This is a genomic window from Streptomyces sp. NPDC039424, from assembly GCF_055639495.1.
On sequence record NZ_JBVKAI010000031.1, the window covers coordinates 1 to 26,959 of the forward strand.

The 26,959-nt window shown below is 68.8% G+C and carries 24 protein-coding genes and 1 pseudogene; 12 read left to right on the top strand and 13 right to left on the bottom strand.

From position 1 onward, the window contains the following. Positions 1-431 precede the first annotated feature (431 nt). The 4 genes from ACZ7L0_RS41245 to ACZ7L0_RS41260 form a co-directional block, all read right to left on the bottom strand. Positions 432-809, bottom strand: a complete 378-nt coding sequence (locus ACZ7L0_RS41245; protein ID WP_471247738.1) for a WhiB family transcriptional regulator — start codon at positions 807-809, stop codon at positions 432-434. 250 nt (positions 810-1,059) lie between these two features. Then, positions 1,060-1,680, bottom strand: coding sequence for a hypothetical protein (locus ACZ7L0_RS41250; RefSeq protein WP_471247739.1), 621 nt, complete (start codon positions 1,678-1,680; stop codon positions 1,060-1,062). Further along, a complete protein-coding gene (locus tag ACZ7L0_RS41255; RefSeq protein WP_471247740.1) occupies positions 1,677-2,057 on the bottom strand; it encodes a hypothetical protein in 381 nt (126 codons plus the stop codon). Before ACZ7L0_RS41255 ends, ACZ7L0_RS41250 begins: the two co-directional genes overlap by 4 nt. A 61-nt stretch (positions 2,058-2,118) precedes the next feature. After that, entirely contained in the window at positions 2,119-3,183 is a 1,065-nt protein-coding gene (locus ACZ7L0_RS41260) for a hypothetical protein (protein WP_471247741.1), read from the bottom strand. 259 nt (positions 3,184-3,442) lie between these two features. Between ACZ7L0_RS41260 and ACZ7L0_RS41265 the strand changes: the two genes are divergently transcribed. Next, entirely contained in the window at positions 3,443-3,595 is a 153-nt protein-coding gene (locus ACZ7L0_RS41265; protein ID WP_471247742.1) for a hypothetical protein, read from the top strand. A gap of 660 nt (positions 3,596-4,255) precedes the next feature. On the opposite strand, the gene ACZ7L0_RS41270 is transcribed toward ACZ7L0_RS41265, so the two are convergent. The 3 genes from ACZ7L0_RS41270 to ACZ7L0_RS41280 all read right to left on the bottom strand — a co-directional run bounded on the left by ACZ7L0_RS41270 (position 4,256) and on the right by ACZ7L0_RS41280 (position 7,339). Then, positions 4,256-4,387, bottom strand: a complete 132-nt coding sequence (locus ACZ7L0_RS41270; protein ID WP_399412269.1) for a hypothetical protein — start codon at positions 4,385-4,387, stop codon at positions 4,256-4,258. A 494-nt stretch (positions 4,388-4,881) separates the two neighbouring features. After that, positions 4,882-6,603 (bottom strand): MFS transporter, encoded by a 1,722-nt coding sequence (locus ACZ7L0_RS41275; protein WP_471247743.1) that lies wholly within the window; start codon positions 6,601-6,603, stop codon positions 4,882-4,884. 442 nt (positions 6,604-7,045) lie between these two features. Continuing rightward, positions 7,046-7,339: an SH3 domain-containing protein gene (locus ACZ7L0_RS41280; RefSeq protein ID WP_471247744.1), complete on the bottom strand. Its 294-nt coding sequence runs from the start codon at positions 7,337-7,339 to the stop codon at positions 7,046-7,048. Positions 7,340-7,776: 437 nt separating this feature from the next. Here ACZ7L0_RS41280 and ACZ7L0_RS41285 point away from each other — a divergent pair, with 437 nt between their 5' ends. From ACZ7L0_RS41285 to ACZ7L0_RS41295, 3 genes are all read left to right on the top strand, one after another. Continuing rightward, positions 7,777-9,846, top strand: a complete 2,070-nt coding sequence (locus ACZ7L0_RS41285; protein ID WP_471247745.1) for an NACHT domain-containing protein — start codon at positions 7,777-7,779, stop codon at positions 9,844-9,846. Between the two features lie 218 nt (positions 9,847-10,064). Next, positions 10,065-10,520, top strand: a complete 456-nt coding sequence (locus ACZ7L0_RS41290) for a hypothetical protein (protein WP_471247746.1) — start codon at positions 10,065-10,067, stop codon at positions 10,518-10,520. A gap of 173 nt (positions 10,521-10,693) precedes the next feature. Further along, on the top strand, positions 10,694-11,029 hold the full coding sequence (locus ACZ7L0_RS41295) for a hypothetical protein (RefSeq protein ID WP_471247747.1): 336 nt from the start codon (positions 10,694-10,696) through the stop codon (positions 11,027-11,029). Between the two features lie 282 nt (positions 11,030-11,311). Here ACZ7L0_RS41295 and ACZ7L0_RS41300 read toward each other — a convergent pair whose 3' ends face one another. Then, on the bottom strand, positions 11,312-13,111 hold the full coding sequence (locus ACZ7L0_RS41300) for a pentapeptide repeat-containing protein (RefSeq protein ID WP_471247748.1): 1,800 nt from the start codon (positions 13,109-13,111) through the stop codon (positions 11,312-11,314). 296 nt (positions 13,112-13,407) lie between these two features. On the opposite strand from ACZ7L0_RS41300, the pseudogene ACZ7L0_RS41305 reads away from it, so the two are divergent. Then, positions 13,408-14,025, top strand: a pseudogene (locus ACZ7L0_RS41305) (recombinase family protein). 63 nt (positions 14,026-14,088) lie between these two features. Here the strand turns inward: ACZ7L0_RS41305 and ACZ7L0_RS41310 are convergent. After that, positions 14,089-15,351 (bottom strand): hypothetical protein, encoded by a 1,263-nt coding sequence (locus ACZ7L0_RS41310; RefSeq protein WP_471247749.1) that lies wholly within the window; start codon positions 15,349-15,351, stop codon positions 14,089-14,091. A gap of 628 nt (positions 15,352-15,979) precedes the next feature. Here ACZ7L0_RS41310 and ACZ7L0_RS41315 point away from each other — a divergent pair. Continuing rightward, complete coding sequence (locus tag ACZ7L0_RS41315) at positions 15,980-16,672, top strand: NUDIX hydrolase (protein ID WP_471247750.1); 693 nt, start codon at positions 15,980-15,982, stop codon at positions 16,670-16,672. Between the two features lie 75 nt (positions 16,673-16,747). Here the strand turns inward: ACZ7L0_RS41315 and ACZ7L0_RS41320 are convergent, their stop codons facing one another. Then, positions 16,748-18,310 carry a hypothetical protein gene (locus ACZ7L0_RS41320; protein ID WP_471247751.1) on the bottom strand — a complete coding sequence of 521 codons (1,563 nt, stop codon included), beginning with the start codon at positions 18,308-18,310 and terminating at the stop codon, positions 16,748-16,750. An 830-nt stretch (positions 18,311-19,140) separates the two neighbouring features. Beyond that, positions 19,141-19,287 (bottom strand): hypothetical protein, encoded by a 147-nt coding sequence (locus ACZ7L0_RS41325; protein WP_471247752.1) that lies wholly within the window; start codon positions 19,285-19,287, stop codon positions 19,141-19,143. Between the two features lie 227 nt (positions 19,288-19,514). Between ACZ7L0_RS41325 and ACZ7L0_RS41330 the strand changes: the two genes are divergently transcribed. The 4 genes from ACZ7L0_RS41330 to ACZ7L0_RS41345 all read left to right on the top strand — a co-directional run bounded on the left by ACZ7L0_RS41330 (position 19,515) and on the right by ACZ7L0_RS41345 (position 23,562). Then, positions 19,515-20,621 (top strand): hypothetical protein, encoded by a 1,107-nt coding sequence (locus tag ACZ7L0_RS41330; protein WP_471247753.1) that lies wholly within the window; start codon positions 19,515-19,517, stop codon positions 20,619-20,621. Between the two features lie 190 nt (positions 20,622-20,811). Continuing rightward, positions 20,812-22,122 carry an ISL3 family transposase gene (locus tag ACZ7L0_RS41335; RefSeq protein WP_471247754.1) on the top strand — a complete coding sequence of 437 codons (1,311 nt, stop codon included), beginning with the start codon at positions 20,812-20,814 and terminating at the stop codon, positions 22,120-22,122. Next, a complete protein-coding gene (locus ACZ7L0_RS41340) occupies positions 22,065-22,409 on the top strand; it encodes a transposase (RefSeq protein ID WP_471247807.1) in 345 nt (114 codons plus the stop codon). The genes ACZ7L0_RS41335 and ACZ7L0_RS41340 overlap by 58 nt, the downstream gene beginning before the upstream one ends. A gap of 283 nt (positions 22,410-22,692) precedes the next feature. Further along, positions 22,693-23,562: an IS5 family transposase gene (locus ACZ7L0_RS41345; protein WP_471247755.1), complete on the top strand. Its 870-nt coding sequence runs from the start codon at positions 22,693-22,695 to the stop codon at positions 23,560-23,562. Positions 23,563-23,669: 107 nt separating this feature from the next. On the opposite strand, the gene ACZ7L0_RS41350 is transcribed toward ACZ7L0_RS41345, so the two are convergent. After that, complete coding sequence (locus ACZ7L0_RS41350) at positions 23,670-24,659, bottom strand: GlxA family transcriptional regulator (RefSeq protein WP_471247756.1); 990 nt, start codon at positions 24,657-24,659, stop codon at positions 23,670-23,672. 103 nt (positions 24,660-24,762) lie between these two features. On the opposite strand from ACZ7L0_RS41350, the gene ACZ7L0_RS41355 reads away from it, so the two are divergent. Next, complete coding sequence (locus tag ACZ7L0_RS41355; protein WP_471247757.1) at positions 24,763-25,080, top strand: putative quinol monooxygenase; 318 nt, start codon at positions 24,763-24,765, stop codon at positions 25,078-25,080. A 448-nt stretch (positions 25,081-25,528) separates the two neighbouring features. Here ACZ7L0_RS41355 and ACZ7L0_RS41360 read toward each other — a convergent pair whose 3' ends face one another. Next, the gene (locus tag ACZ7L0_RS41360) at positions 25,529-25,825 is read right to left on the bottom strand and encodes a hypothetical protein (RefSeq protein ID WP_471247758.1); all 297 of its coding nucleotides are present in this window, start codon (positions 25,823-25,825) and stop codon (positions 25,529-25,531) included. 696 nt (positions 25,826-26,521) lie between these two features. Here ACZ7L0_RS41360 and ACZ7L0_RS41365 point away from each other — a divergent pair. Then, complete coding sequence (locus ACZ7L0_RS41365; RefSeq protein WP_471247759.1) at positions 26,522-26,794, top strand: integrase core domain-containing protein; 273 nt, start codon at positions 26,522-26,524, stop codon at positions 26,792-26,794. Positions 26,795-26,959: the final 165 nt, after the last annotated feature.

Sequence of the window (26,959 nt, forward strand, 5' to 3'; positions counted from 1 at the left end):
CGCTGCGCTCACTGCCCAGTTCGCCTGCTCCGCAGGCGAACTGACACTCCCTCCGCTGCGCTCCGGGAGTGAGTCGGACTGCATTGCAGTCCGATGCTGGCCTCCGTCCGGCCAGAGGCTTCCGCTGCGCTCCAGCCTTCACCGCGCTGCGCGCGGCAAACGGGCCTCCGGCCCTTGCGGCAGCAAGGGGGGAGGGGTCGTGGGTTGGGGGAGGGAAGGAACGTGACGATGAGTCGGAAGGCGGCTTCGGAGGGAAGAAGCCCTGGGGTGCTCCCGTCCCGGTACTGTGGAGACCTGGGTTGGGTGCTCAGATTTGTGCTTCAAAATAGAATCCGGATCGAATCTGGATCACGTTTCCCCTGCCGCCCCGCCTCGCACGGCTCCCGCCGACCACTGAAACTGCGCAGTAACCAATAACCCTGCACAGCCCATCAGCCCGTTGCGGCTGAGCGCTCGCCGCCCGGGGCGGAGTGTCGGTCATGCTCCGTGCGCGCTGCCTCCAGAAGGCTGCGCCAGGAGCTTACCGTGGGCCGGCGCCGCAACAGTGCGCGCCGTTCCCGTTCGGTCATGCCGCCCCAGACTCCGTGTTCGATCCGGTTATCGAGGGCGTAGGCCAGGCACTCGGTCCGCACCACGCAACCAGTGCAGACGGCTTTCGCTCTGCTCTGCGCGACGCCTTCGACGAACAGCTCATCGGGGTCGGCTGCACGGCATGCCGCGTGCTCGCTCCACTCCTGATCCGTGCCCACCCCTGATGCCGTCCTCTCCCCGAACCGGCCTGCCACCGTTCCCATTTGCGGGACATGCATTCGAGACCGTACGCCAACCACCCGCGCGCAGGGAACATCGTTCCCGGGCGGCCATCCCATCGGGTGACGCGCGCCTCGGTCCCGCGGATGTGGCGGGACCTAGCCGACAGCCACGAGGCCACCGACATCTCCTGCTGCGCTACTGCGCAGAGCAGACGCCGAAGTGCGAGCGCCGGATCAGCGAGTAGCCCGACACCCGGATTCGCGACGACGAGGACTGACCGTGGCGACGGTCGACGCCCGTCTCGGGTCAGGCGCCGCCCAGGGCCCAGCCGCCGTCCTGCGGCACCGCGAAAGCGAGCTTCCAGAGCTTATGGCCCGGAGCGGTGCACTCCGCCCAAAGCCGGATGGGGGCGGCGCGGTACTCGTCGCGCCAGCGCTCGTCGCTCTGGTACCAGGAGGGTCTCAGGGAAGGGTCGACGGCGAGCCGGTGACGGTCACCGGCGAGAAGCGGGAAGGCCGGGACCGAGCGGCCCAGCTCGTCCGCGTCATCGACTCGGGGCCGGAACCGGTACGGGCCCCAGATCACTTCCGATCGCTCCTCGGGCGTCGGAGTACCCGCCAGGTGAGGAAGCCGAGAGCGGTCGAAGTCATCCCGGATGGTCAACTGGACGGCGAGTTCGCCGAGCGTCGCCGGGCCGTCGAAACGGACGTACAGCACCTCTTGGGGATCCGTCTGGAGCTTGATCCGCAGCTGGGGCGTCAGTTCCCTGTGCCAGCGGTCCCGTTCGATCTGTGCGACGGCGGCCGCCGTCTCATTTGCGTTCCAGGCCGCCCTGTTCGCCTCGCGGGCGGCCTTCCATGCACCGTAGGCCGCAGCACCGCTGAGCGCTGCTGAGGCCGCGGCTATGGACGTGTCGACGATGCTCATGCCGGACTGTATAACTCAGCCACTCCCTGACCGAAGAGGCTTTCACTGCCGAGCAGCGCAGGCGCGTCCTGGACCTGGTCGCGGCGCAAACGCCCGTTGCCGAGGCGGCGAGGGAGGCCGGGGTCACGCTGCACCAGGTCTACGGGCGGGCGAAAGAGCCCGAGTTGACCGCGACCGGCTTTACCGGCCGACGGCCATCTTGGGGCGGTCAGGTAGATGCCCGAGGGAGTTCTCCAGCGCTGGGGCCGCAGGATTTTGTGTCCGGGAACGGGCTTCACCGTGCCGGTGAGACGGATGATGTTGCTTTCGACGAGCGCGGCGAGCGCGGTGGGCGTGGTGGTGTCCGCGTCGAAGGTTTCGGTCCAGCCGTTCGGCATGACGTCGCGGCTGAGGTAGGGGGTGTGGCCGGCTTCGCGCAGGTGCTGAAGGCAAGCCTGTTCAACGGCGTGGGCTTCGGCGCCTGTGGCGAAGTGCCAGTCCTGGACGAGTGTCCATCAGTGGTGCCAGCCTGTCCTGGATGGCGCGTGCGTGGGAGTCTTCCGGTGCCGTGTGCGGGTGCGTTTGGTCTGTGGCCGTGCCGGCTTGCGAGTCCTGTGCCGTGCCGGTGTGCTCGGCCCCGGGGAGGGCAACGAGAAACTGCCGTTTGGCTTCCAGGCCTACCCAGGGGTCCGAGATCCCTGCCGATCCGTCCTGGGTCACCCAGAAGACTCCGTCGGAGTCCGGCGGGAAGGAGACGGGGCCGGAATCCGGCACGTCCGGCTGCGTCCCGCGCAGCTGCCTCCATGCCGCCTGGTAGGACCGCCCGCGGTCAAGCGCCTCTTCGCTGAGAGCTGTTGGCTCGGCCGGAGTTGTGGTAGGGGTGAGCGACTCCCCCGCAGCCCATTCTTGCGCGAGGGCTTCTGCCCGGTGGTCCGTCTCGCGCGGGATCCAGGCCGGCTCCCAGATCTGCTGGGCCTGCCAGGACGGGGATTGCACCCGCCTGGCGATCGGCCCCGGCGTGTCCGGTCCGTTGTTATCCATCGCCGCGGGCGCCGGCATGAAGCCCGCTGCCGTGATCTTGCGGAACCGGGTGGTGTAGGTGTCGAGGCTGTCGCTGCCGTAGGGGTGGCGGGCGACGACGAGATGCCCGTGGAGGCTGGCGTCCCGGGCCGCGGCGCGCAGCGGCTCCACCATGTCCTGGCTGCGCAGGACGTCCCCGTAGACGGCCAGCACTCCGTCCGGGTCGAATCCTGTCGGCCAGCTCGCGGCCTGCGCGGGAGACAGGAAGGTGTGCTCGGCCAGACCAAGCTGCCCGGCCAGGCGGGCGGTTGCCTCCCTGAGGAATTCGGCGTCGACGATCGTCAGGGTCTTGCCGGTGGTCGCCGCGATCCCCACGGCAGCCGCCACGAGCGTCTCCCGGCCCCCCAAGCCCTGCCCGTAGACGACCAGTCCGCCCCGGCCGTCGACGAGCGCATCGACACAGCCGCGGATCACGGGGTGCTTCAACAGGTCGGCGTCCAGCATCTGCCTCTCCCCCTCTTTGTGGCTGCGTTGTGCCGGTGGGCTGTGCGGCTGCCAGCATTGCAGGTCATCGGGCGTGCGGATGCCGGGCCGGTGAGTTGTCCCCTGGTACGGACTGGGATCGCCCACCAGGGTCCGCGCCTTGGGAGGCTGGACAGGGCTTTCAAGGCGGCGTCTGCTGTGGGTACGCGGGCGGCAGGGGACCTCATTGGTCGGCCAGGTGCGGTGGTGCCGCTGGGCGTGGTGGCCGGGGGCATCGCTCATGGTCACCCGCTGGACGCAAGTGCCGGCCGACACGGTGGAGCGGCGGATCAGCAGCGTGCCCACCACTGGCGCCGCCGCCATCACCGGAGTCGAGCAGAAAACATGGAGCGCCTACGTCGCGCGCGGCCAGGCACCACCGACGATTACGTAGGCCGTGAGCCGGTCTGGCACCTCTCGACCGTGCTACGCCACATTGACACCCGTCCCGGCCGCCCCGGTCGCCCGTCCAAGCACGTCTGACACGTTGGCCCCGGATCCCCCGGCCGCTGCCACGCCACCTATCCCAGAGCGGCCACAACGGGGGGTATCAGCGGGCCGACCACGGCTGAACCGTGGGGTGGCCTGCACAGGGGACGCTCCTGGTCGCCCAAGGCGTGCCGTCTCGTTCGTCAGGTACCAGCGCATGGCCACGACCGGATCGTTGATCAGCAGCCCGGGTCCGTCGGGGCCGGACAACCAGGGGTGCTTGTACGTGCTGGACAGGGCGTAGAGGCGGTCGGTGTCGGGCACGCGGCGTCTCCCTGGTCCTGGTGGTGTGCCGTCTGGCTGGGCTGTCGGTTCAGGCTGCCGCGCGCCGTGCCGCGCCGGGCTGTCGCGGGCGGCCGTTCCCGTGGTGCGGGAGCGCGGCACGCGCGGCTGCCTGCGGCGATCCGCCAGGCGGTCCGCAGGCGGCGTTCACCGCTGTGGCGGCCCGGGGGCGAGGCTGGACGCAGTGGCCGGGGAGGGAGCCGCGTGGGGCCCCGGACGCGTCGGCGCCCGCCCGGGATGTGTTGAGGGCCCGGGCGGGCGCGTGGACTGGAGGGGCGTCGTCTTACGGGCGCGCCGCGGACGAGGTGAACGGGCGCGCGGCGAGGTCCTCGGTGGGGCGGGCACACGGCTGGGCGGACTCGGCGGGGCGGATGACGGAGAGCGGGCGGGAGGTGGACGGGCGGCGCTGGTTCATCGAAGGCTCCTCGAGAGGGTGACGCATCGGTCGGACAGAGGTGATCTCAGCAGCAGCGGCCCCGGATCGCCAGGGACAGAAGCGGGCAAAATTCGCTTATCCCTGGGGGTGGGAAAAGAGTTGGTGCAGCGGTCTGGGATGCGGGACAGATCCGCGCTCACGCTCCCGGCCGGTCCGTACGGCGAACCTTCCGACAGGCCCGCCGCTCCCGGTGTGTTACCGCCGGGGTGCCGCCGTTGGCCATCTCGGGCATGCCTGCTTCCGGCGGAACTCGGGCGGGCGGCCGTCAGCCGCCGCGGGCACTGCGCGTGGGCGGTTCGCGGGGGCACGGCGCGCAGGCGGCAACGCAAGGGCCCGCGCCTCGGCACCCGGAGAGGGTGTGCCAAGGCGCGGGCCCCGTGCCGGCGGACGGTGTCAGTCGGTCTGCATCGGCACGTCGATGTAGTCGCGGCTCACCCAGCCCCACTGGCCCTTGTGCGCGCCGTAGTACGGCTTCAGGTAGCCCCAGCCGCCCTTGTAGCAGGCCCAGTAGACGCCCTGACCCTTGTTGAGCAGTCCCAGGCTGGTGTAGCCCTTGCCCGGCCCGGAGCGGAAGTTGACGGTGGCGGTGACCCGGGTGTCGAGCTTGACCTGATGGGTGCACGCCTTGGAGCCCGTCGCCGCGCTCGCCGGCGCGGCCGCGGCGAGCGACAGTCCGAGAACCGAGGATGCGGCCACGGCAGAGGCCACTGCCATGGTCCGGACACGGTGCGCGGGTGCGGTGCGGCGGAGGACGGACGGAAACGGCACGGCAATCTCCCCTTGCTCGGTGGTGGTACAGGGAGCCTCCAGCCGGGCAGCGGTCCACAACCGGTGCGGCGCCCAGACGTGCCAGGGCCCGGCATGGCGATCGGGGACGCCGTTGCGCGAGGTGGGACCACTCCCCCGGCAATGCGCCCCAACTCAGGCGGCGGCCGGTGCAGCCGCAGCAGGGGGGCCGAGAGCAGGAGCGCGCACAGGGCGGCGGCCACCAGCGGGACGGCGAAGTGCCCGCCGAGCGGACCGGCCAGAGCAGTGCCGCCGGCCACGCCCAGGCGGAGTGCGCTGGACATCCAGCCGACCGCCTCCGTCGAGGTGCCCGGCGGCGCGAGCGCGGTGACGGTCAGACTGGCCACGGTCAGCAGCGGGACGAACAAGGCACCCGGCGCCGCCGACAGGACGAGCACGGCCGGGGCCGGGAGCGGGGCGAGCAAAGGGAGCCACCCGGCCGCGAACAGGGCCGCCAGCACCAGCAGGTGCCGTGACTGAGGAGCGGTCGCGCTCTGGAGGCGGGCGAACAGCACGCCGCCGAGCAGTCCGGCCGCGGAGAACGTCGCCGGCAGCGCGCCTGCCAGCCATGCCGCGTCCTGCCGCCCGGCCACGGCGATCGAGGCGATGTCGAGGGCCCCGACCGTGCCGCCGAGAAAGACCAGCGCGCACAACAGCAGGCGCATGGCGGGCGGGCGCAGCACGCCCAGCGGGTCTGGGCGGCGGCTCACCGCGCGCCAGGCCCGGGCGGGGCGTGCGGTGGCGAAGACGAGGGAGCCGGCCCAGGTGGCGGCGGCCGCCAGGGCGAGGGCCGCCGCCGGGGTGAGCCAGGTGGCCGTGACGACGGCGAGGGCGGGGCCTGCGACGTAGACGATCTCCTGGGTGGAGGAGTCCAGGGTGTAGGCGGTGCGCACGTGGGCGGCATCGGGCAGCACCGCCGGGTACAGCGATCTCAGACCGCCTTCGAGGGGCGGGCATCCGGCTCCGGCCATGGCGACGCACACGGCCGTGAAGGGGAGGCTGGTGGTGCCCACGAGGGCCAGGGCGCTCAGCGCTGCCGCGACCAGTACGGCTCCCAGGTGGCAGGGCAGTGGCAGGCCGCGCCGCTCGGCCAGCCGCCCCAGCAGGGGCAGCCCGAGCGCCGGACAGACGCCGTACAGCGCGGCCAGCAGGCCTGCGGTCGCCAGGGAGTGGCCGTCGGCCTGCGCCTGGAGGATCAGCGCGACGGGCACGATACCCAGAGCCAGGCGTCCGGTCACCGAGGCGATCAGCAGGCGGCCGCAGTATCGGTGGCGCAGCACGGCGCGGAAGGTCGGCCCCTTGCCCGGTGCGGTCGCGGGGCGGGCCGGAACCTGGTGGGTGGGCGGCTGGGGTGCGAGGTCCGCCACTTCGGCGGTGCGGGGGACGTCGCGGACCTGCACCTGGGCCATGCCTGCCTGCCTCTGCAAGAAAAGTCGGGGTGTTAGGCGGAGGGCCCGCCCGCACGGCGGCCTTGTCAGGGGTGCACGCCGTGCGGGCGGTGGGATGCAGCCCGGGGAAGAGCTGCTGGTGGCACAGCCCAACAGGCCCACGGGCACCGCCTCAACGCCGCGTCCCCGACAGCGGTCGGTGCCTGGTGCCAAGTCCCAGCATCTGGTGCGGCGTTCCCTCTCGCCGGTCCGCCTCGCGGCCCCGCAAGGGTGGCAACGCCGGTGGGCGGCCTCCGCGAGGGGCGCCAGTGTCGGGGCTGCTCGCCCACAGCAGCGGCCGGTGGCCAACCGGCCGGCACGGGCTCACCGCGGCGTGCGCCCCGGGCATGGCACACGGCGGCACCCCCCGAGTGGGGTGCCGCCGCGGTGATGGCGCACGGTCGCGCTGCTGCGACGAGCAGGATCAGCCGGCCAGCTCCAGCAGCCCGTCCTGACGCACCCAGCCCTTGGCGCCCTTGGGCAGGCCGGACACCGAGCGGCGCGAAAGCTGGGTGTACACCCAGTCGTTGCGGCTGCAGAGCACCGTCAGCTTGTCGCTGCGGTAGAGCAGCCCGCGGCTGGCGTAGCCGGTGCCCGGGCCGCTGCGGTAGTTCCAGCCGTTGTCCAGCTTAGGGAGTGCGGAAACGTCGGTGTTGGCGCTGAACTGCGGTGACACGTCGCGTATGTGTCCGTGACGTTGGAGGGTGCTGGTGTTCAAGACTGCAACCGTGAACGCCGCACACCCGCTCCCGCGCCGCAAGCGACCCGAGGCTGGCTCTCTGCCACCTCGCCGACATCGAGGCGGCGGAGGACTCGCTGCGGGCGGCCGACCATGCCTTGACGGTCACGCTGTCCGTACTGACTGATCCCGCCCATACCTCAGTTTGGGACGGTGGCGGCTGGGCCGGCAATTGCCAGCGTCGGGACGGGAGCGAGACCGGCCTCGGGACTGGCAGAGTCGCGTATTAAACCGTCGCGCATACCCCTCCTCTGCTCGAACCCCTGTTACAGGCCGTGATCCGTCCCTCGGCAGCGTGGAATCCACGACGTTCGAATACGCGACTCTGCCAGGCCCGAAGCCGTCCACGCGTCGTCCACCGGCTAAAGGTTGGAAAGGACTGTGGGATGGGGTGGGTGGGGGCCATCATCAGGTTCATGAACATCGGGGGGCGCCGGGACCGGCTGGTGTGGCGAGCGGTGAGTTGGCTGGGCGGGGCCGCAGTGGCGACGAGCGTGCTGTACACCCTGGTGCAACTGTCCCGGGGCGGCTTCCAGCCGCAGGACGCCGCGAGCCTGCTGGGCTTGCCGATCGGTACTGCCGCCCTGCTCCTGTCGGGCCTGGCTCTGCGCAAACCACCAGACGGCAACTCTGCCAACCTGGTCCGCGGCTGGGCCGAGACCCTAGCCGACCAAGTGAAAACCGGTGAAGGCCGTGTTCACGGCCAGCTCCTCGGCGATGACCATGTGCCCATCAGCCTCACATTCACCCTTCATCCGGCCCCCGGCCGCAACGCCACCGCACCCCCGCGGGGCCGCCTCCAGCCCACTCCGACGGCAGCGGGTGTACCGCACGTGGCCGCGTACTGGCGGGACACCCGACCCCGCCGACTGGTGATCACTGGCCCACCCGGGGCAGGCAAGACCGTCACTGCCCTCACGCTCATGCTCGCGCTCCTCAAAGACCGTGCCGCCGATGACCCGGTGCCGGTCCGCATCCCCGTCTCGTTGTGGGACACCAGGGACTCCCTGGACGCCTTCCTCACCCAGCATCTGGCCCGGGCCTACGGCTGGCCCAAGGCGTACGCGGCCGCCCTGGTCGGGCACGGCATGGTCCTGCCGGTGCTGGACGGGCTGGACGAGATGGACCCGACCCTGCCTGACGGTGCCCCAGACCCGGCCGCGCCGCGGGCCCGGGCGGCGCTGGAGCATTTGGACGGCTATCGAGTCCAAGGTGCGCCAGGGCAGGTGGTACTGACCTGCCGCACCACTCACCTGGAGGCGCTGGATGGCCGCGGCGGCCTGCGGGATTCCGCCCAGGTCACCATCGCCCCCGTCACCCGGTCTGATGCCGTGGCGTACCTGTCCGCACGGGCTAATAACCTGGCCCGCTGGCAGCCGCTGATCCACCACCTGATGGCGCATCCGGCCAGCGCCTTGGCGACGTGGCTTTCGACACCGTGGCGGTTGTGCCTGGTCGCCACCGTGTATCACCTGGTCGGCGACCCCCACGAACTCACCGGCCACACCACGGCGCAGGCCCTGGACGAACATCTGTTGGCCCGCTTCATCCCCGCCGCCAGCCGCCTTCATCCCCACCCCCGCTCCAACGGCAGATTCCGCCGTCAACGGACCTACCATCCCGGCCAGGTCCACCAGTGGCTGCACCACCTCGCCCACGCCCTCACCCCCACAACCGGCACCAGCCCAGCCCCCGGCACGCCCGGCTTGGCCCGTGCGGGCACGGACCTAGTCCTCCACGAACTGTGGCCGCTGGCCGGCCGCACCCGCGTCCTCATCGTCGACGCCACCCTGACCGCCGCAGCCGTTCTCCTCACCCTGCCCCTGGCCTGGAGCACCGGGGACCCCGCGCTCCCGGCAGGCGTGGTCGGTGTGACTGCCGTCATGGCCGCGCTTCTAGTGTTGGAGCAGCCAGAGCCAAACCGGCTGGGGCTCTCCGGGCATGCCAACCCGAGCGAGGCACTGGTGTACGGGTTGGTGTTCGCGCTGCCGGTTGGGTTGGTGTTCGGGCTGATGGTCGGGATGGTGTCCGGGCTCAGCATCGGACTAGTGACAGGGCTGGCGGCCGCCAGCGCGACCGGGCTGGTGGGCGTGCTGGGGACCGGGCTGGAATCTCCGCCCTCCAAGGAGGCGCGTCCCTGGGAACTTCTGCGAGACGATCTTCCGGTCGCCGTGGTGTACACGCTGCCTGTTGGGTTGGTGTTCGGGCTGATGGTCGGGTTGGTGTCCGGACTGAGCGTCGGGCTAGTGGCCGGGTCGGCGTTCGGGCTGATGTTCGGGCTGGCGTCTGCCGTGGTGCGTCGATATGTAGTGTTCCTGTTGTGCTCCACGGGACGGCTGCCGTTCCGTTTAGTGGTGTTTTTGGAATGGGCGTGCGAGGCCGGGCTGCTGCGCTACGCAGGCTCTGCCTATCAGTTCCGCCACCGTGAGCTCCAGCAATGGCTGACCGCACATCCTGAGCACGTAAGAGCACCGTCCGCGCTCTGACCAGGCGCTTGGAACATCCGCCCGGAAACCGGCGCTAAGCCGTCCGCCACTCAAGCCAGATCGTTCTCAGCGCCAACCACGGTTCCGTTGATCCCCGGGGCCGCCATGGCGCCACACTTGAACCGCCCGGGTGCGGGTGGCCAGAGCTGTGTGTGGCGCCTGGCAGTGAAGATCCCCCTACGACATCGTGTGCCTCGGAGAGTAGCGGGGAGCTTGCAATGTCGCGTTCCTACTGGGACTTCGTCTTGGCCATGGCGTATGGCACGAGCACATTGGGCCCAGCGATCGACGTATGGCAAACGGTGCGTGGCCGGACGCCTCAGCGGCTCGTCGCCGCGCACACGTCGCTTTCTGAGCTGGCCGGGGAGACCGGAGGCCTGACACTGGCCGGCCTTGGATTCGCGGTAACGGGCTGGATTTGGATCCCGACTGACGACGCCGTTGAGGATTGGGCTGCGTTGGGTGGCACCTTCGGCCTTCTCGCAGGCTTGTGGGTGTGGAGCGTACGGCGGCTTGCCCCGGACCCATGGGCACCGGGTTTCGAGGAGGGCCTAACCAAGCTCAGTGTCCTGCTGCGACGTGGCTTCGTGTTCGCCGCCTCTGCTGCGTTCATCCTTGGCCTGAGCTGGCTGCAGATGTGGGCCTCCCGCTTTGTTTGGTGGCTCTTTGGCTGATGAGGCACCCAGCTCCATCCGCCGCCTATGGCGCAGAAGAGGCCAGCTGGCTACTGCGTGGCCTGCCGAGGGCGACCTCCAGCAATCGCGGCTTCAAGATCATTTAACTTAGTGCTAATGGCTGTTCCGTTGTTCTGGGTATGGGTGAAGGCCCCGGAGAAGCCGGAGTTGCCGTGGAGCTTCGTGATATCACGCTACTTGCCCAGCCGCCAGCTCGTCCCGATCGACGGCGCGCTGCTGATTGGGCGCTGCGCAGCGGCTGCCCCGCGCGGATCGGGACTGCAGAGCCCCTGCTGCAGTTGTTGGGCGTCTATCTCATGGCGCACAGCGATCCGTCTTCAGGCGACGGGCTGCGCGAAATCGACCGGGTCATTCGCGAATGCAGCATTCCTGAGCAACTGCTCGCCGACGGTCTGGACAATCTGAGGGATAGCGGTGTGCTGGAACGGTGGCGGATCTGTCCGGATTCGGAGGACGTGCACTGGACTCTTGTGCCGGGGCGCCGATGAGCGTCCGGCGACCTTGACGATGGGGCCCTGCATCGTGGAGGCAAGGGTATCGCCGGAGGCCAAGGGGCCGGGCCTCTTGGCGGCACGACGCTTGGCGCGGCCCTCCCTGCCAGGTCTCGCACTTCAGCTGACGACGCCGAGGACGTCGAGGCATCCCGACCATGATCGCGCAGTACAGTCGGAGGGGCGGACGGAGCGAGCTGCAATGGCTCTCCTCCAGCGTGGGCGTGGGTGCAGGATCCTCGGTCAACGACTGGGAGTTCTCGCCCGTTCCCTGGCCCGCTACCGCTTGATGCGGCCCCGGATGGCAAGGACGGCGAGACCGAGCAGGACCGGTTCGCTAATGCGGGAGGCCATTTCGGTGTAGGTGCCGATCGTCGTAAGGTCTTGCCCGCTGCTGCGGAAGACCACAGAGTTGATGACGACACGCAGCGACTTCTCGAAGCGTTCGGTCGTCAGGCGCTGGTGCAGGGGGCCGTCTGGGTTGACAGGGTCGGGGGTCTTGGTTGTGAGGGAGATCTCGGTGCCCCTGAGCGTTCCTCTGCTCTGCGGTTCCGGATTGTCCCTGGCCAGGCCCCAGAGCATCATGGCCAGGGTGGTGGCGATCATGGCCAGCAGTAGCCAGGCCAGGGCCCGTGAGGCGCGCAGTCCATACCCGGACAGGGCCCAGTAGCAGGCCAGCAGCCACCGCTCCGCCCGTGGCGTCTCACTATCGGCGCGGCGCATCTCCATTTCTCCGTAGTAGAAGTCCGCCGCCCCCGGCTCGTTCTTCCCGTCCTCGAAAGCCTTGCGCAACGATCTGTACAGACTTGCCAACGCGGTCGGCCCCACCGGGTCGGCTCCTTCCAGTGCCACTCCCCAACCAGGGACCCCTGTCGGCTGGGCGGCGCGCCAGTGCTGTTCTTCAGCAAGGATTCGCCGCTGGGTGAACCGCACCGGCAGCCATCGGTGCCAGTGGAGCCCATTCGGTACCTGGGCGAACGTCGTGCGTCCCTCCAGACGCAGTTGGTCCAGGTGGACCGCACCCGCGAATCGGCAGCTGCTCATGTCGAGGTCAGTGAGGACCATGTGGGCTGCGTCCACTCCCTGAAGGGACAGCATGCGTGCAGTCGCGGGTACTCCGGAAAAGGAGGTTTCCTGCAACACCCCGCCGCCCTCGGGCAGGGCGAAGCGGCGGGGGTGAGTGGCGATGCTCAGCGGATACTCGAAGACTGCATCGGTGAAGTCGACCTCGGCGTACCGCAGCCTCAGGCTGGCCGATGACGACCAGCGTGTGCGATGGCACACCACTAGCCGTGCAGCCGCCTCGACCGTGACCGGGCCCCCGAACGACGCGGACGACAGATCGAGCTCGCCGCATGCCAGCGGGCCTATTTGCGGGGACCGCTCAAACACGGCCGACTCGAACCAGGCCCTGTCGGTGAAGGTGGTGGAGTCGAAATGGGCCTTGCGGGTGAAGGTGGTTCCTCTGAATATGGCGCTGCCAGCGAATTTTGCCGAGTCGAACCTGGCGTCGTCGGCGAAGGTGGCAACGGTGAACTCGGTGTAGCCGCTGAAGGTGGCCGATGGGAACCCGGTATAGCCAGTGAAGGTTGCCAAAACGAACGAGGCGCCGCCAGCGAAGGTGGTGTATCCGAACGAGGCGTCGCTGTGGAACGTTGCCGAGTGGAACGTGGCCTTGCCGGTGAAGGTTGCCAAATAGAACGAGGCGTCGCCAGCGAAGATGGTGCAGGGGAACGAGGCATCACCGAGGAAGGTTGCCGAGTTGAACTGGGCGTCGCCAGTGAACGTGGCCCAGCCGAATGAGGCGTTGCCGATCCTCGGACTTCGGGTATCGGAATCGAATACAGCGTCGAGGAGTCGTTGGAGGAGGGGCTCCGCGAGTTCTGTGCCGCGGTGATCGAGGTCGCTGCCGGGGGCGAGAGTAGCGAGATAGGTGTCTCGCTGGTTGGCAGCGAGGTGAGCCAGGCACGCGGCGTAGGGCTCCACGCGACGGCCGCGGCAGCCGACCGGATCGCCAGCGGTCAGGTCGGCTCCATCGCCGCAGTGCGGCCAGTCCGGCGGATCGGCAGCTGAGGTCATGAACTGAGGGACACGCGGCAGACGTGGGTGGTTGCATGTCTGTCCTCGGGACTTCTCCCCGGCGACCTGCGTCCGCTGCTGTTCTTCAATCGACCGATTGATGAGCAAGATCGATAAGCGGCGGCGCGCGGCCAGATCGGCGTCGGGTCATGCCCATAAAACGGTGTCAGAAAGCCGGTGTGCTCAAGAACTTGAGTAGCACCCTTTTCTGTACGATCTGGCAGGTGCAGCAGCCTCCGGACGACGACACCGCCGATCTCCTCGCCCCCGTTCCGGCCGTACGGACCGGCGGCCTCGTGGGATACGCCCGCGTGTCCACCAAGGGGCAACTGCTCGACCGGCAGATCCACGCACTCACCGAAGCAGGGTGCATCCGGATCTTCTCCGACAAGAAGTCCGGCAAGAACGCCGAACGCGAGGAGCTATGAAAGGCCCTCGACTACCTGCGCGAGGGTGACACTCTCGTCGTTCCGTCGCTGGACCGGCTCGGACGTTCCATCCAGGACCTCATCGCCATCGTGTCCGGCCTGCGCAAGCGCGGTATCACCTTCACCTCACTGCACGAGGCGCTCGACACCTCCACGCCCGGCGGGCGCCTGGTCTTCCACGTCTTCGCGGCCCTGGCGGAGTTCATCCGAGAACTCATCGTCCAGGGCACGAACGAGGGCCTCGACGCCGCCCGCGCCCGCGGTGCCCGACTCGGCCGCCCGCCGGCGATGACCGAGGAGCAGGTACGTCACGCCCGCGACCTACTCGCCCGCCCGGAGAACACCGTCACCTCGATCGCGAAGCTCCTCGGCGTCTCCAGGAACACGATCTACAACTACGTGCCCGAGCTGAAGGGCGGTCGCCTCGCACTCGCCGAGACGACCAATACGCCGGAACTGCCCCGACCTGCCAGGGCCAAGGACTGATCACCGCCGCTTGCGGCTGGTGACAGCGTTCTTACCGGCACCCCAGCTCGTGACCTCAGCCGCTCACGGACTCGACCGCCTCTCCCACCTTGAAGGGAAGAAGCCGGCACGGTCGCCTTCTTGCAGGCCGAACCGGTGGGTGCGGGCTTGGGCGATGACGTCGTGGGGCGGGTCACCGTTCTCGAAGATGATCACCTGTCCTGGGAAGGTGAGCATGTTCCGGTAGAAGTGATCGACGACGGTCGATGTCATCGGTACGTCGTCACCTGGGGCGTCGCCCTGGGGGTCGCTGTGGGGCCCGCGGTAGGTGACGACGGGCGAGTCGAGGACGACAAGCCCGGGGTGCGGCCGGTCGTGCTCGCGGCAGTAGTGGGCCAGGGCCGTGGTGAATGCGGAGTGCAGCACGGAGCGGACGCCCTTGCCCCGAGAGGCCCGCAGTCGGTTACCTGCCCTGATCTCCATCTGGTACTGGTCGTACTCCGCGTACTCGACGGAGGGCACCTTCCACGCCTCCAGCGTGTGCTGGAGGACCTGGTCAAAGGCGGAGAGTGCCCGGTTCGGAATGTAGTCGGTGGGCCGGTGGGCGGGGGTTGCAGCTTCACCGTCCAGCTGCGACCGGCGTTCTTCCAGTTCCTCGATGCGCTGGTGAAGGTCCAGGTCGCGTTCGATGGCCGAGCGGACCTCAAGATGCTGGTCCATGTCCTCGCGCAGCGGGGCGAGCCGTTCCCGGGTGACGGAGATGTCCGCGTCGAGGCGAGCAGCGGATGCCTTCAGCTCCTCCCTGCGGCTGCTGAGTTCTTCGAGCTGACTGCGCAGGTCGCGCATGGTCGGCCGAAGGTCATCGAGGAGGGAGGTGGTCTTGGCCATCTCGGTCTCCACTGCGAGATGCAGCTGGGTCGTCTCGCGTTCGCTGTGGTCGGGGTGCTGGTGTTCGGGTTCGGCGCCGCAGAAGACGCAGGTGCCGACCTTGAAGAACCCCAGGAGGTTGCCGGCCTCGGTGACCATGACGAGCCGGTCGATGTCGGAGCGGTACTGCCTTTCCAGCAGGGTGAACCGGGACATGAGGTCGCCGACCTCGGCCAGGCGCGCTTCTATCCCGGCCAGCTCCTCCGTGACCGACATACGTTCGGCCACGGAGTTCAGGTGCTGTTGGGTGATGGTCTCGACTGCGCGGGAGTAGCCGTCGATGGTTGTCTGCAGGCGACGGTGCCGGTCACGGAGTTCCTGGACGTTCTCGGAGGTGCTGAGCTTGTTCTGCAGGTCGACGATGATCCGGTCGAGGAGGCTGACCTGCCCCTTGTTGACGCGGCGCTGGCCGGCGTTCATGCCGGTGGTGACCTCGGCGTCGCCTTCTCCGGTCAGACCTTTCAGGCGGGAAGGACACGGAGCACGGTGGTGCCCGGGGTTCGGGCGGGGCGTAGCCGATGCTGAGTGCTGGCGTACTGCCGCTGCCGGGCCCGGGCCGCGCCCTCCCGAGGGCCGGGTCAGCAACCCGGCGGCCCGTCCCGCCGGGCGGAAGAAGCAGGGGGCAGGTGCCCGGATCCCCGCCGCGGGTGCAGTTGGCCGACAGCAGGTACGGGGGTGCGCGCAGAGGCACAGCAGGGACCGGCGGAAGGGTCACGGGGCCGCTCTGCCGAGGATCCGGTCCTCGTGGCCGGGGCGGCTCGCCGAGCGCCTCGCCTGCATCGCGCAGTCCGTCCGGCGGGAGGCTCAGCACGGTTGTACGCCTCGATCCTCCCGCCAGACGGCGTCCTTGCGGCCGGATCGCCCGCGCGGCCCGCAGGCGCGCGTAGATGGGTGCACATCTGCTGCCGACCGACCCGTACGGAGCCGACGACGTGAGTTCTCTCCACGATGCGACCTCGCCCGCTGCGACACGGGCCACCAGGTATCAGCTGTCCGGCGCCGCGCCTGTGCAGTTCGCGCGCTGCCAGGACGTGTGTGAGGCCTTCGCGTGATCCGGGCCGTGCCCCTGCGCCGCTCGCTGCTCACCGAGTCTGCCGAAGTCGGTGACCTGATGGACCACACCCCGCAGTCCGCCTACGCGCATCTGCGCGACACCCAGCCGCGGTGGTTCCTCACCCCGCAGGGCGACAGCGCGATCGGCATCATGCGCTGGCCGATGGTCGAGGGGCAGGTCCTGCACCGTGACGAGGAGCGGGTGGTCCTCGAGGACCCGGTGGTTCTGCCGGACGGGCAGCACGCGCGCCGGCTGCGTCTGCTCTCCGCTCGGCCGGAGCATCAGGTGGCCGTGCTCCCGTTGCTGGCGGACAGCGTGGTTCTCACCGAGCGGTTCCAGCACGCTACCCGCACCTGGCACTGGGAGATCCTGCGCGCGCCCGGTGTGGAGGGCCTGGCCGATACCGACAACGCGGCCGGGCAGTTGCAGGATGAGCTCAGCGCTTCGGCCTCGGAGCTGATCGGCCTGGGCCAGGTCCACCCGGACCCTAACGTCCTGGCAGATCCGGTGCTGTTGTACGCCGGGCGGATCGACACGGTGGGCGAGGTCGCTGCGGCAGGCGGCATCCGCCGGGCCTGCACCGTGCCCTTCGCCGAGGCGGAAGAGATGGCCCTGACCGGCCTGATCACCGATGCCGTGACCATCAGCGCACTGTTCAGAGCGCGCCAGACCGGCATCACCGGCTGACGCATTGGCGCCATGGCTTCCTGCCGGCAGCCCACGGGAGGCGCGCTGCTTGCCCCCCTTCACGTTCAGCGCAGGTCACGGCTGCACCCCGTGGACCGTGGCACCGGCTGCCAGAGCCTGGGTGTGAGCCTGGTCGTGGTCGTGGTCGCGGGCCGCGCGGCCGAAGGAGACGGCGGAGCGGGCCATGGCCTGCTGCGTGCGGGCGCGGATGGCCTCTGCGTCAAGGGGCGCACCCGGGTCGGTGAGCTGGTTCAGCGCGCCACGTACCCGGGTCAGCAGGTCGGCCTCGGCGCTGGCGGCGGCGCGCAGGCGCGCCGGAACCGGCCTGCTCAGCTGGTAGCTGATCTGTCCGTCCAGCACGTGTCGGGCGCGGTCGGTGGTGCCGAAGGCCTCGATGACGCGGCGCTGCGTCTGGCCGGTTGCCACCGCGGCGAGCTCGGCGGGCAGCTCGCGGGGGGCCGGTACGGGATGGGCGAGACGCCCGAGCGCGTCATGCATGAGGTGCAGCTGGCTCTCCCGCGCGGCCAGGTAGGAGTTCTTGGCGTGCAGCAGTTCCGGGTCGGCGAAGTAGACGGTGCTGTCCTGCGCCGTGGCCGTCGCCCGCTGCGCTTGCAGGGCGCCGACGGCATCCTGCGCGGTGCCCGAGTCTTGGCGCCAGGCGGTGGCCGGACCGCTGGCCTGTACGCAACGGCCCGGGACCGGGAAGGCGTCCAGAAGCCGCTGGGCCTCCGTCTCCCGCCCCGAGTAGGCCGCGGCGGTGTACGCCCGCACCGTGTCGCGGGCCTGGGCCAGGTGCGCGGTGCGGGCCTCATCCAGCGCGGGCGCAGCGATCCCCGGCTGGTGTCCGTCGCCGCGCCGGTCAAGGAGGTAGTCGGTGATGTCCGGCTCGAGGACGGCTCGCAGTTGCTGGGCGTTGGCGTCGCGCAGGGCGACCTGGTCGAGCAGCCAGTCGGCCAGTTCCCGTAGCGCCGGGACGTCGGCGGCCAGGGATTCCACCGCGTGCCAGTCGTCGACGAGCTCGGTGCGAGGACGGTGCGCGTGCTCCAGCCGGTCCAGGAGGTCGGCCATCTTCAGCCCGGTGCTGACCACCAGGTCCTCGATGGCCTCGTCGACTTCGTCGGCGCGCTCCAGGCTCGCACGCAGGACAGAGGGCGGCGGGTAGCCGGTGAGGGCGCGCATGTGACAGGTCCAGGCGGCGGCCGCGGCGATCCATCCGAGTTCGAGTCCCTGGGGTGCGTCGGCGTAGCGGCGGTACAACCAGCCGGCCAGTTCGCCGGTGAGACGGGCATCGTCGGTGCCCGGATCCTGCCTGAGCTGTGCCGCCAGTTCCCCGGGCGGGTGTTCACGCAGGACGCCGGAAGAGGCGCTGACGATGGCCAGCTGCCGTTGCCCGTCGTCCAGTTGAAGCCACCGATGCAGGGTCTCGCGCAGGCCGTGAGCGACCTCGTGCAGCGTGAGGCGGGTCAGATCGGCGCCGGGACCGGCGATCCCGCTCTCCCCCACCGTGGGCGCCGGGGCAGCGTCCACACTGACGGCGCCCGTCCCTTCGCTCACCCAGGCCAGCGCGTACGCATCCGCTCCTCGCTCGCTCAGCCACGTACGGAAGTCGTCGGCGGCGGGGGTGGGTTCGTCGCTCATGGGGGCCTTCTGCTCGGCGGCGGGCGGTGGCCGGGCGCCGATGGCGGCGGCTGGCGGAAGCTTGCCTGCCACCCTGGGGCCGGTGAAGCGACCGGCCAGGCCCGTTCCGTCACGAGGGAGCACGAAGGCGGACATGGAACACGGCATCCCGCCGGGCGGGCTGTTCAGGATGGCCGAGGTTCATGAAGTGCTGTCCATGCAGGCAGTGCAGGGGTCTGCCCTATTTCGGCGGACACCGCCGTCGCTCGTCATCTGCGGCCCTAGGGTGGATCAGTGAAGAACACTTCAGGCCAGATCGGGAGGGTCGCTCCCAGGTGGGTCCTGTTCGACACCGAGGACCTCTCGTACGGCGCTGAGGTATGCCCTCCATGCTGCGGATTGCCTCTCGCGGTGCGCCGCGCCCCGGCCAACGGCCGTAACGCAGTCGCCCACCTCTTTGGCAGCCAGGGCCACGGGCCATGGTCCTTCAAGGACCAGCTCTACCAAGGCTTGCCCCAGAGCTGTCGCTCTGGAAGGTCTAGGGTCACGCTCTACCTCTCTTGCGAGCTTCCAAAACGCGACGTACACCTGTCGGCGTCGGTCCTCGATGCGAGTGCGCCTTTGGTCATCCAGGGTGGCCTGAACCGTGTGCAGCAACGCGTCCGCCTGTCTGTCTCCCGCATGCTTCGCGGCCTCGGCCTGACGCAGGCCGGCGGAACGCGTGTACCAACCCGTGACGATGCTCCCCGCCACCGCTGAACCGGCCGCGATCAGCGCGACCCCCCACTCACTCATGGCGGGCATTGTGCCCTCTCCGGCGTCGTGGGGGTCGCCGTGTGCGTATACAGCCGTCAGGCGGCCCGTACTGCGTCCTCGTTCTTGCGTCGGGCCCACTCGGCCTTCATGAACTCGGAGAGCCGGGCCCGCACTTCCGGTGTCTTCGCTGCGGACATCCGAGCCTGGGTCTCGGCGTCCGGGGTGATGCTGGCTTCGTTCACGAGAATGGGCAGCAGATGTTCACCACTTCGGGAGGCGCCACAGTACACCGGGAATTCGGACACTGAGTGAGTCGCTTGCCGCAGTCAGAGGCGGCGGCTGGCACTTACCCGCACTGCGTTGATACTCCACGACGGGGGCAGGTGACGTTCCCGCAACGGATGAGAAAACATGTTGGCCGGCTGCCGGCGAGCTGCGAAGATGCGTCTGTTTCCCAGGCGGAGGACATTTGTTCGTTTTCGTATGTGCGGGATGCGGCGCCGAGTTGACCACCCCGCTGTCCCAGGTCTCACTGCCGGTCCACGCCCGTCAGCAGTACGGGAACGGGACCCAGCTTCCGGTGCTCATGCAGTCAGGGACGTTTGCCGTGGACCCGGACCCCTGGGGAGGGCCGTGGCGGATGTGGGACGAGATCGATCCGGGCGAGGCGGAGGCACGCGGCATCTACGCGCCGGTCTACGCCCTTTCCGACAGCACGCCCGGGGCGAGTGTCATCGCGCCAGGTGATATCCGTGGAACCCGGCTGATTCCTGAGAAGCGCGGCGGTGCCTGCTGTGGCCTCGACGGAGCCGACGGGCCCAACATGGCCTGCGAGGCATGCGACCTCCCCGTGGCGACCAGGGTCGACGACTGCTCGCTCTGGCAGGCAGTGCGGCTCAGCTCAGACGCCGTGTACCGCGTCCCCGTTGCCGGTATCCACGCTGCGCCCCCCTCCTGGGCTGAGCTGGCAGAGAAGGGGGAGAAAACGCCCCCGTTCGAGCCGATTGCCACGTGGGGAGGACGGTTGGGGCCGAACCACTACTGGTCGTGGAGTCCGCAGTGGGAGGCGGCAGCCGGCCACGCGCTCGCCCACCTGCTGGTTGCCTCCGAAGGGCAGCCGGTGAAGGTCCCGGGCGGTCTGACCGCGGACGTCTTCCAACGCGCGCTCGACGCCCTGCTGCCCGCGGGCCCCCCGAAGCGGCGCGCCGTCCTGGCTGGACCGGGACAGCCCTCCCCGGACGCGGGCGTCGACATCCTCCTCGTTCCGGTCCATCCCCAGACGGGTCAGACCTGGACCCCCGCAAGCCCGACTGCGCCGGCATACCTGGTACCACTGCCGCTGGGGGTATGGCTGTGGCTGGTCTCTCCCCAGCCCTACTTGCCGGTTCCCGCGTCGGGCCGCATACCCCAAGACGTCCTCCGCGACGACCCGCTCCCGCTGCTCCCCAACTACGTGTTCCGGGCCGACCGGGGAACGTTCCAGCACACCTTGGTCCGGCTACCAGCCGTGCGCAGCCCGTGGCTGCGCACGATCCTCGAGAACCTCACGCAGGGCACCTCGGCCAACCTCTTCTAGCCGCCCGGCAATCGAACAGCGCCAGACTCTCGTACCTCCCAAAGCGGTCGACATCTGCTGTCCAATCTCGGGCTCTGGCTCACTTGTTGTGGCCGCGTACGCTGAGTGCCTATTCATCTTCTCGTGATGGTGGCTGAGGTCGCCTGAAAATCGCCCGGCCGGTGGACAGCGTGGCCGACAGTGCTGCGCCGTGAACGAAGTACGGCCGCAACTCGCAGAGTTGCTGTTCTCCTCGGTGGAGGACGTGTTGGTGGAGTCGGTCAAGGTGACCGACACGGTCGTCCGGGTCGAGGCCCGGAGCGCGGTCCGGCAGGCGGCCTGCCCAGGGTGCGGGTGTCGGTCAGGGCGAGTACACGGTTCCTACCTGCGGTTTCCCCGTGATCTGCCAGCGGCAGACAAGTTCGTCGTGGTGGCGTTGAGAGTGCGGCGGTTCGTCTGCACGGAAGAGTCCTGTCCGCGCAAGACCTTCGTTGAGCAGGTGCCGGGGCTCACCCGCCGGTTCGGCCGGCGAACGGAACGGCTACGATCGACACTCTTCTCGGCCGGTCTCGCGCTCGCGGGCCGAGCTGGGGCCCGAATCGCGGACGCCTTCGGAACACCGGTCAGCCGGAACACCCTGCTGAGACTGATCACTTCGCTCCCGGAGCCACCCGCCGTCACGCCCCGCGTGGTCGGCGTGGACGAGTACGCCCAGCGCAAAGGCCGAATCTACGGAACCGTGCTCGTCGACGTCGAAACACGTCGCCCCATCGACCTCTTGCCAGACCGGGAGGCGGACACACTCGCGGCCTGGCTGGCCGAGCGACCCGGCATCGAGATCATTTGCCGCGACCGGGCACCCTTCTTCGCGGACGGGGCCACCCGTGGTGCCCCGCAAGCACTCCAAGTGGCCGACCGGCGGCACCTCTGGCACAACCTGGGCGAAGCCGCCGAGAAGTGCGTCTACCGGCACCGCGGCTGCCTGCGCCCCATGCCTGCACCGCCGGACGAACCGCACGAGAAAGCGGAGACGACGGCGTCGTCGCCCTGGCCGACGGGCCACCGGTTCGCCGAACGAACCCGTGCCAAGCACGCGACCGTCCACGCGCTCCTGGCCGCCGGACACAGCAAGCGGTCCGTGGCCCGACAGCTCGGTATGGGCCTCAACACCATCATGCGATTCTCCCGCGCCGCCACCCCGGAGGAACTGTTCACCGGCCAGTGGCAGAACCGCGCAACCAGGCTCGATGCCTTCAAGCCCTACCTCGACCAACGCTGGCAGGACGGTTGTACCAACGCCTGGAAGCTCTGGGGGGAGATCAGCGAACAGAGGGCTACCCGGACGGCTACAGCAGCGTCCGCGACTACGTCAGGAGGACCCTGCGGGGCAGGCCGCAGCCCATCGGGCCCCGGCCACCCTCAGCCCGCGCCGTCGCCCGGTGGATCCTCACCCATCCCGACGCCCTGGCCGAACACGACCGGCTCCAGCTCAAGGTTGTCCTGGCCAACTGCCCTGAGCTGACGACACTCGCCGAGCACGTGCGCTCCTTCGCCTGCATGGTCACCGAGCTGGAGGGCGACCGGCTGCCGGAGTGGATCGAGTCCGCCCGAGCGACCACCGACCTGCCCAGCCTCAGTCGGTTCGCCCAGCACCTCGAACGCGACCTCGACGCGGTCATCGCCGGCCTCACGCAACCGTGGAACTCGGGGGTCGTCGAAAGCCATGTCAACCGGATCAAGATGCTCAAACGACAGATGTTCGGCCGCGCAGGATTCGAACTCCTACGCAAGCGGGTCCTGTTGGCGTGACCGAGCGTTACGACACCACAACAAGTGGGCCAGAGCCCATTCTCGTGGACAAAGCCAGCCGTGGGGTTTGACGCGGAAGCGGTCGACGACCTTGGGGGCGAAGCCGTGCATCTGTAAGAGGTCGTTTTCATCTATGGTGCCCTCTTATCGGGCGATTCTTCGGATGGGGCGGAAGAGGCCGTAATCCTGTCTCATCCCAGGATGCCCGTCTTCGAGGCTGTGTGCTTCGGCCGCCGTTGGCGTGCGACTGGGCGCACTGGGGTCGCGGCAGTACGCCGGAAGCATGTCGAAGCGACGCCCGTATCCGAGTGATCTGTCCGATGCCCGCTGGGAGTTGATCGAGCCGGTCCTGGCGGCTTGGCGTTTCGAGCGCCGCGGCCGAGCCCTGGACTTCGGCCGGCCGCCGGAACACGACCTGCGCGACATCATGGACGCGATCTTGTACGTGGACCGTACCGGGGTTCAGTGGCGCTACCTTCCGCACGACTTCCCCCACTGGAACACGGTCTACGGCTACTTCGCCAGGTGGCAGCAGGAAGGCGTGTTCGCCCAGCTCAACGGCCTGCTCAGGCAACTCTTGCGGCGGAAGGAAGGACGGGAGGCCGAACCGTCGGCCTGCATGATTGACGCGCAGAGCGTGAAAACCTCCACCAGCGTGCTCGCCTCCGGCCAGGGCATCGACGCCGGGAAGAAGATCGTCGGGCGGGAGCGGAGCATCGTCACCGACACGATGGGCCTTCTCCTTGCCGTGCTGGTCACCGCGGCGAGCGTGCAGGACTCCATCGCTGGCACCCAGCTCCTGGACCAAGTCGCCACCGAACATCCCCGCATCCGCAAGGTATGGGTCGACGGCGGCTACCGCCAGCACCTCGTCGAGCACGCCGCCGGCCTCGGCATCGATATGGAAATCACTCAACGCAAGCCCGGGATCAGGGGGTTCACCCCGATCCCGAAGCGGTGGGCGGTCGAGCGGACCTACGGCTGGCTCATGCTCCACCGCCGCCTGGCCCGCGACTACGAAACCCGACCCGCCCGCTCCGAAGCCATGATCCATATCGCGATGGCAGACCTCATGGCCCGCCGCCTCACCAGCGAGAACACCATCTCCTGGCGCGACCCGGCACCGCAGACCAAACAGCAGATTCCGGGATGAAACAACGGGAGAAAACGACCTCTAAGTTGCGCGGCTGCAGGTCACAGTAGTCCGTCGGTACCTCCCCTTCCGGTGAGGCAGCGGCAGGAGAGGTGGATGCGAGGTGCTCACTGTCCGGCCGGGGTTGCCGTGCGGCGGAGTCGGCCTGGGCTAGTGCCGTGACGGCGGCGGAGCAGGGTGGTCAGCGTGGTGGCGTTTTGGTAGCCGACGCGGCGTGCCACGACCTCGGTGGGCAGTTCGGTGGTGCGCAGCAGGTGGATGGCTTGCTCGAGACGGAGTTCCTGGGCGAACTGCAGGGGGGAGATGCCGAGGACTCGGTCGCAGGCGCGTTGCAGTGTGCGTTCGCTGCTGCCCAGGGCGCGTGCGGTGTCGGCGACGCTCAGTGGCTGGTCGAGGTGGGTGCGCAGCCAGCGTTCGAAGGCTTCGATGAGTGGGTCCGTGCGCGCGAGGTGGCTGGGGATGGCGTAGGTGGACTGGGTGGGCCGGGCGTCGATGACCAGGTAGCGGGCGGTTAGCTCGGCCAGGGTTGGGCTGCGCTGCCGGATCAGGGCGAGGGCGAGGTCGAGGTGGGCGAAGGCTGCGCCGGCGGTGGTGACGCCGTCGGAATGGGTGAGCATGTGTGTCTCATCCAGGTGCACCTGCGGGTAGCGGCGGCGGAAGTGGGGGGCGAGCCACCAACTGGTCGTTGCTTTCAGGCCGTTGAGGATGCCGCTTTCGGCGAGGAGGAAGGTCGCGGTGCATGCCGCGGCCAGGGGCACGTCTTGGGCGCGGTAGCGGCACAGTAGGTCACGCGCGGGCTGTTGGGACTTGGCCTGCGTCCACTTCATCAGTGGCTCCGGCTGCTTGTGGGTGATGCCGGGCACCACCAGCACATCCGGCATTTGGGACGCGCCGAACAGATCGGCTGGGGTCGTCTTTACGACGAGTCCTGCGCCGGTGCGTACCGGGGCGCCACGGACGCCGACGAGGTTCACCTCCCACGGCGGCGGAGGCTGCAGCAACTCTGCGCGCAGTTCGTTGGCCGTATGCAGCACATCGAGTACGGACGTCAGCCCCGAGTCGAACACGTCATCCAAGACCAACACGGCAACCTTCATGACGGAAACGCTAACCGATCTGTCGGATCCGCCACTAGGGAGCCCTACTGAAGATCCCTAGTTTGGGAGCACATCCCAACGAGAGCCAAGGAGTTCGTTCCTCATGCACCCCACCCTCGGCCTGCTGGCCCGCATCGAAGCAAAGCCCGGCCACGCCCAGGACGTCCACGACCTCCTCACCGGGGCGCTGGCCCTGGCGGAAGCGGAGGAAGGCACCCTGACTTGGTTCGCCTTCCGCCTCGGCCCCACCACGTTCGGCATCTTCGACGCCTTCGGCACCGACGAGGCCCGGCAGGCTCACCTGGAAGGCGAGATCGCCCAAGCGCTGCTCGGCCAGGGGGCGCGCCTGCTCGCACAGGCACCGGACATCCAGCCGGTGGACGTCCTCGCCGCCAAGCTCCCGACAGCCACTCGCGTCTGACGGCAGCACCTCAGTCCGGGCACGGTGCGGCCGCTTCTCCGCACCGTGCCCGCGTCTCGCGTGGGCACGCCAGCACACAGCATGGTGGACGTCGGCGGAATGCAGTCCCTCTTGATGCTGTTCGTCCCCTCGCGATGGTCCGCCTTCGGCAACTCACGCGCCCTCAGCGCCCGATCAGGCTGGGCGGCCCACACTTTGGGCAAGTTAGCCGAGCACCCAGCCGCCTGCCTCCGACCAGCGAGCGCACACGTCTGTGGCGCGCATGTACGGCTGAGTGGTGCGCTGAGCCAGTCCTCCGCCCTGCCGTTCCGGTCTTGTCCATGTCTCCTAGCAGATGAATCACCCGACAAGGAGTGATCCACCCATGGCAGCAAACAGGCGCCGACCTGCCAAGGGCGTCCAGCCCTCCCCGATCGGCCCTGCGGGCGCGCGTCTCGCGGCGATCCCGTTACTCGCGCTGGCCGCGCTCGGCTGCCGGCGTCGACAGGCCGCGTTCCGTCATCTCGCACTCTTCCAGGCCAAACCATTCGGTGGGCCGTGCGAACGCCTCCGTGCCGATCGTCACCCGGCGAGCGGTGCCCTCACTGTCGAGTCGGATGCGGTGCACGTACCAGCGGCTGATCAGAATGTCCCGATCCACCGGCACCGACACCCCCAGCACCGGCTCCCTCTCGCCGTCCCACACCAGGGCGACGGCCTGGTCCAGGTGCATGCGCAACCCGCGGTCCTTGAACTGGATGTCCACGACGGAGCCCACCGGGACACCGCCGGGCTGGGTGAAGTGCTGGCGCCGACACCACCAAGCCGTTGCCCGACGATGCCACTACCGAAGAGGGACCAGCTCAAGACACGAAATCTGACTGGAGTATTAAAGATCTCTAGTCAGAATGCAGTGGGGATCGTCGTTGTCTTCGTCGCCCACGCGGGTCCAGAGCATCAGAGTCTTTCCTTGCCGCAGAGCGCTAAGGACGTCTCCCACGTCATCACCCTTGGGGCCTTTTGCGTCGAACGACCGCCAGACGGCGGTCCCTGTCTTATCGGAGTCGTCTTTCCAAGTGCCCGATCCTGACCGGGGTCCTGTCCAGTTCCAGTCCGAGGCGCCCATCCAGTCGCCGCATACGTTGTTGGCCGTGAAAGTTCCATCTGATTCAGCGTTAGGGTGCCGCCGTTGGCGTCGGTCCATGTGGCCGTGAGCTCGGCTGGCTTCAGCACGACGGATTCGCCCTCGGGCGGCGGCCGGTTCCAGATCCTGCCGCAGGCCGTGAGTGCGAGAGCCATGGCAAGGAGGACCAGCGCGGTCCGGCAGGAACGCAACACACTCCACCTCCGGCGGTTTCTACAGGTCGCGTGCGCGACCGGGGAGATCAAGGACGTGTTCCGCAGCCTGGGATAGTATTTGAACACGTTCAAGTCTGAGTTGGCGGAGACGGAGCCCACGCTCATGGAGTCCCAGATCGGCCTCTACAAGGCGGAGTTGATCAAGCCCCGTCGACCCTGGCATGGCCTGGCCGACGTCGAACTCGCCACCGCGGAATGGGTCGACTGGTTCAACAACCAGCGCCTCCACAGCACCATCGGAGACGTCCCGCCCCACGAATACGAGACCAACCACTACGCTCAACACCAGCCCCAACTGGCAGCTGGATCAACGTATAGAGCCTCCACCGATCCCGGAGCGGTTCATGCGGTGCTGACGCCGGTCTTGACGCCGTAGTCGTACTGGCCCTTCTCCGGGAAATGCGGGTCTGGGGCGAGGTTTCCTGCCATGCGTTCCTCAATTCCTTGCGAAACGTCTCGGAATCAAGGGTGAGTGGCATTTTGGAAATGTGTTATGGGTAGCGGCAGGCCCCGCTCATCTGCCACGGGGGGCGGACGAGCG

Excerpts from the sequence above, each read along its gene's own strand:
- ACZ7L0_RS41245 (WP_471247738.1), bottom strand. The coding sequence starts at position 809 with ATGCATGTCCCGCAAATGGGAACGGTGGCAGGCCGGTTCGGGGAGAGG.
- ACZ7L0_RS41250 (WP_471247739.1), bottom strand. The coding sequence starts at position 1,680 with ATGAGCATCGTCGACACGTCCATAGCCGCGGCCTCAGCAGCGCTCAGC.
- ACZ7L0_RS41255 (WP_471247740.1), bottom strand. The coding sequence starts at position 2,057 with ATGCCGAACGGCTGGACCGAAACCTTCGACGCGGACACCACCACGCCC.
- ACZ7L0_RS41260 (WP_471247741.1), bottom strand. The coding sequence starts at position 3,183 with ATGCTGGACGCCGACCTGTTGAAGCACCCCGTGATCCGCGGCTGTGTC.
- ACZ7L0_RS41265 (WP_471247742.1), top strand. The coding sequence starts at position 3,443 with ATGGTCACCCGCTGGACGCAAGTGCCGGCCGACACGGTGGAGCGGCGG.
- ACZ7L0_RS41270 (WP_399412269.1), bottom strand. The coding sequence starts at position 4,387 with ATGAACCAGCGCCGCCCGTCCACCTCCCGCCCGCTCTCCGTCATCCGC.
- ACZ7L0_RS41275 (WP_471247743.1), bottom strand. The coding sequence starts at position 6,603 with ATGGCCCAGGTGCAGGTCCGCGACGTCCCCCGCACCGCCGAAGTGGCG.
- ACZ7L0_RS41285 (WP_471247745.1), top strand. The coding sequence starts at position 7,777 with ATGAACATCGGGGGGCGCCGGGACCGGCTGGTGTGGCGAGCGGTGAGT.
- ACZ7L0_RS41290 (WP_471247746.1), top strand. The coding sequence starts at position 10,065 with ATGTCGCGTTCCTACTGGGACTTCGTCTTGGCCATGGCGTATGGCACG.
- ACZ7L0_RS41300 (WP_471247748.1), bottom strand. The coding sequence starts at position 13,111 with ATGACCTCAGCTGCCGATCCGCCGGACTGGCCGCACTGCGGCGATGGA.
- ACZ7L0_RS41310 (WP_471247749.1), bottom strand. The coding sequence starts at position 15,351 with ATGAACGCCGGCCAGCGCCGCGTCAACAAGGGGCAGGTCAGCCTCCTC.
- ACZ7L0_RS41320 (WP_471247751.1), bottom strand. The coding sequence starts at position 18,310 with ATGAGCGACGAACCCACCCCCGCCGCCGACGACTTCCGTACGTGGCTG.
- ACZ7L0_RS41345 (WP_471247755.1), top strand. The coding sequence starts at position 22,693 with ATGTCGAAGCGACGCCCGTATCCGAGTGATCTGTCCGATGCCCGCTGG.
- ACZ7L0_RS41350 (WP_471247756.1), bottom strand. The coding sequence starts at position 24,659 with ATGAAGGTTGCCGTGTTGGTCTTGGATGACGTGTTCGACTCGGGGCTG.
- ACZ7L0_RS41355 (WP_471247757.1), top strand. The coding sequence starts at position 24,763 with ATGCACCCCACCCTCGGCCTGCTGGCCCGCATCGAAGCAAAGCCCGGC.
- ACZ7L0_RS41365 (WP_471247759.1), top strand. The coding sequence starts at position 26,522 with ATGGAGTCCCAGATCGGCCTCTACAAGGCGGAGTTGATCAAGCCCCGT.